The 8,884-nt window shown below is 71.7% G+C and carries 8 protein-coding genes; 4 read left to right on the forward strand and 4 right to left on the reverse strand.

Going from position 1 to position 8,884, the window contains the following annotated elements; all coding sequences use genetic code 11:
• On the forward strand, positions 1–437 hold a 437-nt coding region (locus tag GKQ77_RS21145; protein WP_219690495.1), incomplete at its 5' end, for a serine hydrolase.
• 3 nt (positions 438–440) lie between these two features.
• Here GKQ77_RS21145 and helR read toward each other — a convergent pair.
• Positions 441–2,612 carry an RNA polymerase recycling motor ATPase HelR gene (gene helR, locus GKQ77_RS21150; protein ID WP_308117737.1) on the reverse strand — a complete coding sequence of 724 codons (2,172 nt, stop codon included), beginning with the start codon at positions 2,610–2,612 and terminating at the stop codon, positions 441–443.
• Between the two features lie 506 nt (positions 2,613–3,118).
• Between helR and GKQ77_RS21155 the strand changes: the two genes are divergently transcribed.
• From GKQ77_RS21155 to GKQ77_RS21165, 3 genes are all read left to right on the forward strand, one after another.
• A complete protein-coding gene (locus GKQ77_RS21155; protein ID WP_219690497.1) occupies positions 3,119–3,544 on the forward strand; it encodes a hypothetical protein in 426 nt (141 codons plus the stop codon).
• A gap of 98 nt (positions 3,545–3,642) precedes the next feature.
• Positions 3,643–4,338, forward strand: coding sequence for a hypothetical protein (locus GKQ77_RS21160; RefSeq protein WP_219690498.1), 696 nt, complete (start codon positions 3,643–3,645; stop codon positions 4,336–4,338).
• 9 nt (positions 4,339–4,347) lie between these two features.
• Positions 4,348–5,235 (forward strand): transporter substrate-binding domain-containing protein, encoded by an 888-nt coding sequence (locus tag GKQ77_RS21165; protein ID WP_219690499.1) that lies wholly within the window; start codon positions 4,348–4,350, stop codon positions 5,233–5,235.
• Between the two features lie 4 nt (positions 5,236–5,239).
• On the opposite strand, the gene GKQ77_RS21170 is transcribed toward GKQ77_RS21165, so the two are convergent.
• The 3 genes from GKQ77_RS21170 to GKQ77_RS21180 all read right to left on the reverse strand — a co-directional run.
• Positions 5,240–5,965, reverse strand: a complete 726-nt coding sequence (locus tag GKQ77_RS21170; RefSeq protein WP_219690500.1) for a class I SAM-dependent methyltransferase — start codon at positions 5,963–5,965, stop codon at positions 5,240–5,242.
• A 93-nt stretch (positions 5,966–6,058) separates the two neighbouring features.
• Positions 6,059–8,551: an ATP-binding SpoIIE family protein phosphatase gene (locus tag GKQ77_RS21175; RefSeq protein ID WP_219690501.1), complete on the reverse strand. Its 2,493-nt coding sequence runs from the start codon at positions 8,549–8,551 to the stop codon at positions 6,059–6,061.
• Positions 8,552–8,692: 141 nt separating this feature from the next.
• Positions 8,693–8,884: carboxypeptidase regulatory-like domain-containing protein (locus GKQ77_RS21180; protein ID WP_219690502.1), on the reverse strand; the 192-nt coding region annotated here is incomplete at its 5' end.

The raw sequence follows: 8,884 nt of genomic DNA on the forward strand, positions 1-8,884 counted from the left end.
ATGTGACGACCCAGGACACATGGAGCACTCAGTGGCGCCGCGCCGAGATCCCCGCCGCGGCAGGCTACGGAAACGCACGATCGGTGGCCGCGGTGCAATCCGTACTCACCTCCGCGGGCCGGGCCCCCGGAGCACGGCTCCTTTCCGAAACCACCTGCCGCGCGGTGTTCGACGAACAGTCCCACGGCGTCGACCTCGTACTCGGCATCCCCTTGCGCTTCGGCATGGGCTACGCCCTCGGCGCGGCCGACGCCCCGGTCGGAACGGACAGCGCCCACACCTGCTACTGGGGCGGCAGGGGTGGATCTCTGATCGTCAACGACCGGGACGCGCGCATGACCCTCGCCTACGTGATGAATCAGATGACCCATCTCGGCCTCGCCGACCCACGCCCGCAGAGACTTCTCCGTGCCGCCCGCACGGCACTGACCCGCTGACCCTCAGGAACTGGTGAGGACCACCAGTCGCTGCGTCGCCCGCGTCATCGCCACGTAACGGTCGACCGCCCCTTCGACGCCTTCCCCGAACGCCTCCGGGTCGACGAGGACGACCAGGTCGAATTCGAGTCCCTTCGACAGCTCCGGGGTCAGCGACCTGACGCGGGGCGTCGAGCGGAACGCCGCGTCGCCGATGACGCAGGCGATCCCCTCGGGGTGCTCGGCGAGCCAGTCGTCGAGGATGGCCCCCAGGTCCGCGGCGGACCCGTGCACGACGGGAACGCCGCTGCTGCGGACGGAAGTCGGCACATTCGCGTCCGGGATCGCCGCCCGGATGACCGGCTCGGCCTCCGCCATGACCTCCTCCGGCGTGCGGTAGTTGACGCTCAGGGACGTCATGTCGATCTGGTCGAGCCCGATCCGCTCAAGACGCTCCCGCCACGGCTCCGTGAACCCGTGCCTGGCCTGCGCGCGGTCACCGACGATGGTGAAGCTGCGGGAGGGGCAGCGCAGCAGCAGCATCTGCCATTCGGCGTCGGTCAGTTCCTGCGCCTCGTCCACGATGACGTGTGCGAACGGGCCCGCGAGCAGGTCCGGTTCGGCGGCGGGCAGCGCGCTCTCGTCGATCAGACTGTCCTGGAGGTCCCGCCCGTGCAGCATCCCCAGCGCGCCCTCGCTCTCGTCGAGTTCGACGTTCTGCAGCAGGCTGTCCATGACGTCGGCCCTGCGCGCCCGCTCGGCGGCGACGGACGCCTCGTGCCGGCGCTTGCGCACGGAGGCCTCCGGGTCGCCGAGCCGCTGCCGTGCCGCGTCCAGGAGCGGCAGGTCGGACACGGTCCAGGCCTGGGGGTCCGCGCGCTGCAACCTGCGTACGTCGTCCGCGCTCAGCCAGGGGGCGCACTTGCGCAGGTAGGCCGGCACCGTCCACAGGTCTCCGACGAGGTCGCTCGCCTCCAGCATCGGCCAGGCGCGGTTGAGGGTGCCGATCAGCTCCCGGTCCTGGAGCAGCGACCTCCGCAGCAGGTGGGGCGGGGCGTCGCTGTCGTCCTTCTCCATCAGGATCGTGAGCAGCTCCTCCCGGATCTGCTCGCGCGCCTCGTTGTGCGGAGTGCCCGGCTCCACCGCGTCGAACGCCGCCGCCCAGTCGTCGGCGCTCAGCCAGATGTCGGACCAGTGGCTGGAGACCGTCATCCCCTTGGTGGGCGGCTCCTCGTAGATGCCGACGGCGGGCTCGATCGCCCCCACCATCCGGGCGGACGCCTTGAGACGGGCCACCTCGGGGTCGGCCTCCGTCACCGCCCCCGCCCCCTCGGTGACGAGGTCGCGCAGTACGCAGGTCTGTACGCCTTCCTCGCCGAGGCTGGGCAGGACGTCGGCCACGTACGCCAGGTAGGGCCGGCTCGGGCCGACGAAGAGCACGCCGCCGCGACGGTGGCCGAGGCGGGGGTCGGAGTAGAGGAGGTGGGCGGCGCGGTGCAGGGCGACGACGGTCTTGCCCGTGCCCGGGCCGCCGTCGACGACGAGGGCGCCGCGCGAGCCCGCCCGGATGATGGCGTCCTGGTCGGCCTGGATGGTGGCGAGGACATCGCGCATCCGGTCCGAGCGGGTGCCGCCCAGGCTGGCGACGAACGCGGACTGGTCGTCGAGCGCGGCGTGCCCTTCGAGGCCGTCGGCGGTGAACACCTCGTCCCAGTAGTCGCTGACGCGGCCCTCGGTCCAGCGGTATCTGCGGCGGCTCGCCAGGCCCATGGGGTGGGCGTGGGTCGCCGCGAAGAACGGCTCGGCCGCGGGGGAACGCCAGTCGATCAGCAGTCGGCGGCCGGTGCTGTCGGTGAGGCCGAGGCGTCCGACGTATACGGGCTCGGTGCCGTCCGCGGGGACGATGCGCCCCAGACACAGGTCGAGGCCGAAGCGGCGCAGGGTGCGCAGCCGCCCGGTCAGCCGGTGGATCTCCGCGTCCCGGTCCATGGCCTCGCGGCCGACGCCGCCGGGTGCTCTGCGCGCGGCGGCGAGGCGGTCGGAGAGTTCGGCGATCGACTCCTCGAGGCACTGCGCGATGGCCGCGAAGTGCCGCTCGTCACCGGCGATCAGCGCCGGTCCGGCCTTGGCGGAGAGGGCGTCGGGAAGGTCGAACGCGCTGAGGGTCACAGGGCTCGCGGGGTTCAGGGGGTTCACGGGGTTCAGGGAATGCATGGCACCGCTCCGATCTGTGTCAATTTCCGCGGGCTCCGTGGGCGCGCACACCTGCGCGTGGTCGCCGGGCGGGCCCGGCCGCGGCGTGGGTCCCGGCTCCGGCTCGACGCCGCCGCACGACCCCTCCACCGACAAAAGCGAATGCACTGAGCGAATCTCCGATTTCCGCAGGTCCTGGCTTCGGTCCGCGAATCTTGCCCCACGACGGGGGCCTTGCGGCAAGGCCCCCGGTGCGCTATATCTTGAGAGTGGCAAGGGGCGGTGGTTCTGTCCTGCCCTCATCGCCGACAAGCCCGACGCCTTCGCGATCGGCACTCCCCCCGCTTCACCGGACCTTCGTGGCGCCTCACCGTCGGTCGCCCCTCGCCTGCGACCGCCCCTCGCATACAACGCCCAGAAGTGGGTAACTGACTCTCCCCCAAGGGGTGTTGGCCGCGAGAGACGAGCGCCCGCCCGCTTCGGGGACGTACAGAGGGACGGGGGACCCGATGTCCGAACTGCTCGATGTGGTCGACCAGATCGTGCCCTACGTGGCCACGACCGGGGCCACCGTGATCGCCACCGCCCAGGCCGACTTCGCGCAGCACGCGCTCGACCGGGGCAAGGAAATGGTGCGGGCGCTGTTGCGCCGCGCGGAGAGCGCGGAGAGCGACGTGCCGCCCGAGGAACAGGAACAGCACGCGGCGCTGCGAAGCCTTTCCCGCCCGGCCCTGGAGGAGCTGGCCGTGGCGGTCGACGCCTGGCTTGCCAAGGGGGACCCGAGCCCGGACGCCCTGCGCCGGCACGTCGAAGCGGCGGCGGGGGCGCGGGGCGAGGAGCGCAACTGGGGGACGGGCCACGGGACGTACGCGCTGGGCATCGGCAAGATCGAGGGCGGCCTGATCATCAACCACGGCCCGGCCGACAGCCCATGAGCCCCGAGCCTGGAGGTCCGCCGACGCGACCGGAGGACGCCACAGCGCCCAGGCCGACGAACACGAACACCGCTCGCGCCGAAGGCCGTAACTGGGCCGTGGCCGCGGGCCAGGTCGTCGGCGACCTCATCGTCAATCTCGTCATCGGCGGCGAGGGCCACTGGAAGAACTTCTGGAACTCCCTGCCCTTCTGCCTCTTCGTGGCGGCCGCGGCCACCGCGTGGCTGCGCGCCCCCGAGGGCCCCGTCCACCAGTTCACCCCGGTCATAGTCCTGTTGGGCCTGTCGTTCGTCGCCTCCTTCATGCGCCTCCTCGGCCTCGATGTCCGGTGGCCCAAGCGTGACAGCGCCCAGAAGCCGCCGGCGTCCGCCCTGGCGCTGCGCGCCTGCGTCTTCGCGGTCTTCCTGGTCTGCGCCGTGGCCGGGGCAGTGCGGGCGGATCTCCTGCGCAGGGACGGCGAGGTGGACGTCACGGGGCAGGTCGAGGTCAGGCCCACCGCCAAGAGTTCCGAGCACACGGTGACCCTGTCCGACGTGCCGGACCGCAGCCGTCTGCGGCTGACCATGCGGGTCGAGGACGCCCGGCCCGGCGACCAGAGCTGCACCCCGGAAACCCGGCTCACCCTCGTGCTGACGGGCGGGGACACGCGCCGGTTCGAGGGTGTCCGGCCGATGCGCCCCGTCGACGTACCACTGGGCGGATCACGCACCGACATCACGCTGACCGTCACCGTCCACGCCCCCCGGGGCTGTGACCTGGACGTTTCGGCGGCGGAGGCCGTACTTCACGAGTAAGGGGATGCCATGAGCCCGAGTACGCTGCCCTCTTGGCGGGTGGGGGCCGTCGCCGCCACGGCGATGGCGGGTCTGGTGACGGCGGGTCTGGTGACCGCGAGCTGTTCCTCCGACGAGAAGCCCCACGGCTTCATGGGCGCGGACAAGCTCACGGTCGCCATGCACAACGACCTGCCGGGGGTCTCCTTCCTGGACGGTTACACCTGGTCGGGGTACGACTACCTTTTCGCCCAGGAGATCAAGAACGAGTTCGGCGTCAAAGTGGCCCCCGTGGATGTCGCCACCAAGGACCGGGTCACTTCCCTCACCAGCGACTACGTGAACCTGGTCGTCGCGGCGTTCTCGATAACCCCCGACAGAATGAGAAAAATAGATTTCGCCGGCCCCTACCTGACCACTTACCAGGGATTTCTGGTGGGGAAGAAGGGGGCGGACATCCGCTCGATGAACGACCTGCGCAACAAACGCGTCTGCGCCTGGTCGGGCACGACCAACATCGGCCCCCTCCAGGGCCTGGGCTTCGAGGTCGTCGAGATGCCGAGCGCCAGCGCCTGCCTGAAAGCCCTCGTCGACGGCGGAGTCGACGCCTTCTCCACCGACCAGCTGATCCTCTACGGATTCGCGCACCAATACGCCAAGGACAAGCTGAAGGTGATCCCCGACCTCACCGTGGGAGCCCCGCAGTATTACGGCGTCGGCATGCCGAAGGGACACCGGGCGGACTGCCTCCGCCTGCGCGAGTTCATCAAGAAGTACGTCGAGAGCAACGACTGGATAGAGGACATCCAGGTCTCTCTGCCGGAGATCCCCAAGACCGACCCCGGCTGGGCCAATCGCCTCAAGCCCAGCGCGAACTCCATCGAGGCCCGCTCGTGCCGGGACAAGGCGAGTCCGTGAGGCGTCAGTGGGACCGGCCCACCACCAGCCACTGCGACGGCAGCTCGATCCGGGTGCCGTCCGGCGTGAACTCCGTCGTGATGAGCGGCAGTTCGCCGCTCGCCAGGGTGGCGAGACCCGCCGAGGCGAGGTAGCCCGGCACGGACTCGTCCACCACCTCGGCGGGCGCGAGGCCGTGGGCGAAGACCGGGGCGAGCTTCGGCGGCGGGCCCGCCGGGCCCTGCGCGAGGCCCATCAGGACGGGCCGCGCCGCCTCGGTCAGCTCGACGAGGAAGGCCCTGCCGCGCTCCCCGATCAGCGTGGCGACGCCGTCGACCAGCGGCTGGCGGTCGTCGGGCTCACACTGGTGGAGCACGCCGCGCATATAGACGTTCACATCGCCCAGCTCCGCGTGCAGCTGCCGCGCCTCGGCGATCTCGACGGCGTCGAGCTGTCGGAAATCCGCCTGGTCGGCGGGGTCGGCGAGCCGGGCGTGCACGAGGGCCGCGGCGGACAGATCGACGCCGACGACATGCGGGAAGCGGTCGGCGAAGAAGCGCGTCTGAGTGCCGTTGCCGCAGCCCAGGTCGACGAAGGGCAGGTCGGCGGCGGCCAAGTGCGGCTCGAACAGGGCGAGATGAGGGCCCGCGGCGAGTGCGGGCTCGGCGTCCCAGATCACGGCCCCCGGCTCCTCGGGCGCCTCCCGCCAGAACGCCTCCCAGGCCTCCCGGTACCGACTCGTGACGCTCATGCCCAGCTCCCCAGGGTGCGACAAGAGCCGCCGAAGCCGACGGCAAGATCGGTCTACCGCGCCCGGGGCGCGCGGACAAGGCACCGGAACGAACTACCGCCGTGGCAGGGACAGTTCGAACCAGACGGTCTTGCCGGAGTTCGTACGGCTCGTGCCCCACTCCTTGGCCAGCGTGCTGACGACCCGCAGGCCGCGCCCGAACTCGCCGTCGGGGCCCGCGCTGAGCAGTGTCGGCAGCGTGTGGTCGTCGTCCTCGACCTCGCAGAGCAGCGCCCCGGCGTGGACCAGGCGCAGGTCGACGCGGGTGCTGCGGGAGTGGCGTACGACATTGGTGACCAGCTCGCTGACGAGCAGCTCCGCGCTGTCGCCGAGGGCGTCCAGGGACCAGGCCCGCAGCTGCTCGCGGACCAGTTCGCGGGCCCTGCCCACCTCGCTCGGGTCGACGGCGAGCCGCCAGTGCGCGACGCTCTCGGCCGCGATGCCGTTCAGCCGGGCCATCAGGAGCGCCACGTCGTCCTTGCGGCCGCCGCCCGTGTTGAGGGCCCGGATGATCGTGTCGCAGGCCTCGTCCATGGAGGCGGCGGGGTGCGCGGCGGACTCGGTGAGCGTGGCGAGGCCGACTCCGATGTCCTCGCCGCGGACCTCGACGAGGCCGTCGGTGCACATCAGCAGGCGGTCGCCGGGCGCCACGCGGACGCGCACCGACTCGAAGGGGACGCCGCCGACGCCGATGGGCGCCCCGGTGGGCAGATCGAGGAGTTCGCTGCGGCCGTCCTCGGCGCGGACCAGGACGGGCGGGATGTGGCCCGCGTTGGCGAGGTGCAGCTCGCCCGCGATCGGGTCGTAGACGGCGTACAGACACGTCGCCAGGTAGTGCTCGCCGAGGCGCTGCGCGAGATCGTCGAGGTTGCGGAGCAGCTGCTCGGGCGGCAGGTCGAGGGCGGCCATGGTCTGTACCGCCGTACGCAACTGGCCCATCATCGCCGCCGAGTTGAGGCCGTGGCCCATCACGTCGCCGACGACCAGCGCGGTGCGGGATCCCGGCAGCTTGACGGAGTCGAACCAGTCGCCGCCGACCCGGCCGAGGAGCGTGCCCGGCAGGTAGCGGGTGGCGATGTCGCAGCCGGACATGCGGGGCTCGATGTGCGGCAGCATGCTGTCCTGGAGGGTGTCGGCGACGCTCTCCTGGTAGGTGTACATGCGGGCGTTGTCGAGCACGAGGCCCGCGCGGGCGGCCAGTTCGGCGCCGGTGACGCGGTCCATGTCGTTGAAGACGGGCCGCTCCTTGTGACGCAGCAGGATCATGAAGCCGAGGACCACATTGCGGGCCTTCAGCGGTACGACGAGCATGGAGCGGTGGTTGATCAGCGGGCGGATGTCCCGCTTCTCGAACTGGGAGGCGATGGCGTTGCCCATCTCCTCGGTGATGCGGGGCACGAGCACCGGGTCGCCCGAGGTCATGCACTGGAAGAACGGCGTGTGCGCCGGGAAGGGCATCGATTCGCCGACCGGCACGACGTCGTCCCAGCGGCCGGGCTCGTCGGTGTGCTCCACGGCGACCCGGTGCCACAGCGTGGTCTCGTCCGGCGGCCCCTCGGGGAACCCCTCCCCCGCGACGACCTGCTCACGCAGATAGGTGCCCGCCACGTCCGTGAAGCGCGGTACGACCGCCCTGCTGACCTCCACGATCGTGTGCGACAGGTCGAGCGAGGAGCCGATGCGTCCGCTGACCTCGTTGAGGAATTCGAGGCGCTCGCGCACCGCCGCGTACTCGATGTCCTCGCCGTCGTCGTCGCCGTCGCCGTCCGCACCGGCGGCGTACGCGGACGGCGGGACTCCGCGGGCGGCGGCACGCTCGGCGCGCTCCTTGCGGGCCTTGCGCTCGGCGCGGCGGGCCACTCCCCAGTCCGGGGTGACGGGGACCCGGTCGTGCTGGCTGAACTCCAGGACCGGGTAGCCCAGTTCGAGGATCTGGGCGACGATCCGGGAGCTTTCGTCCACGCTCATGCTCGGCAGGATCTCGGGGAGCCGACCCGCCAGCTCGTCCGCGCCGGGGAAGTCCGTGTGGAGGGCGAAGCCGGGTGCGATGCGCTCGACCTGCTCGCGCCCCAGGTCGCCGGAGGCCTCGGATTCCTCGGGGCGCTCGGGCCACTCGGGCCGCTCGGGCGCGGTCAGCCGGGTGGCGTCGGCGGCGAGCACGAGCAGCCGCTCCGGGCCGGGTCCGACCAGCGGATACGCCCACCAGAGCACGTCGGCCCTGGTGCCTCCGGGCTCCGGCTCGGTCAGCCGCGCCCGGCCCGCGGCGGGGTAGGAGATGCGGCCGTCCAGGGAGGTCTCCAGGTCGGGTCCGAGGCCGTCGTCGTAGGCCCCGTGGGGCTCGCGGTCCTCGGGGAGCGCGCCGTGGACGGGGAGCAGATCACCCGCGGGGCGGCCGACGGCCTCCTCCTTGGCGTACCCGAAGAGGCGGCGCGCCCCGACGCTCCAGTGCGAGACGAGACCCGCGCCGTCGACGACGACCACGGCCAGGGGAATGCGTCCGGCCAGGGCACTCTTCGCCACCGGCCCGTCCGGAGTGCCTCGTTCCATGGCCCATGCTCCTTCCCGCGGCGGCCCAAGATCTGAGCCGCCACCAACCACCGTACGGCTGGCGCGGGTTGCCGTGCGGGGCAATGCGGGAATTGCCTCCGGCCGAGAACGCCCGGCGTACGCCCCCGTGCGACCGGTGCGTCAGTCCTCGTGGCCGAGCTGGAGGTCCCGCTCGGTGCGGCCGCCGCCCGCGACCTGGAGGACGGTGGCGACCGGCGGGTAGCCCGCCGCGATGACGGTGTACTCGCCGGACGACAGGTCGATGAAGCGGAAGGTGCCGTCCGCTCCGGTGGTCAGGGTGTCGACGACGTTGCCCGCGGCGTCGAGCAGCGT

Source organism: Streptomyces anatolicus (genome assembly GCF_019400875.1).
In the GTDB taxonomy this organism is placed as follows: domain Bacteria; phylum Actinomycetota; class Actinomycetes; order Streptomycetales; family Streptomycetaceae; genus Streptomyces; species Streptomyces anatolicus.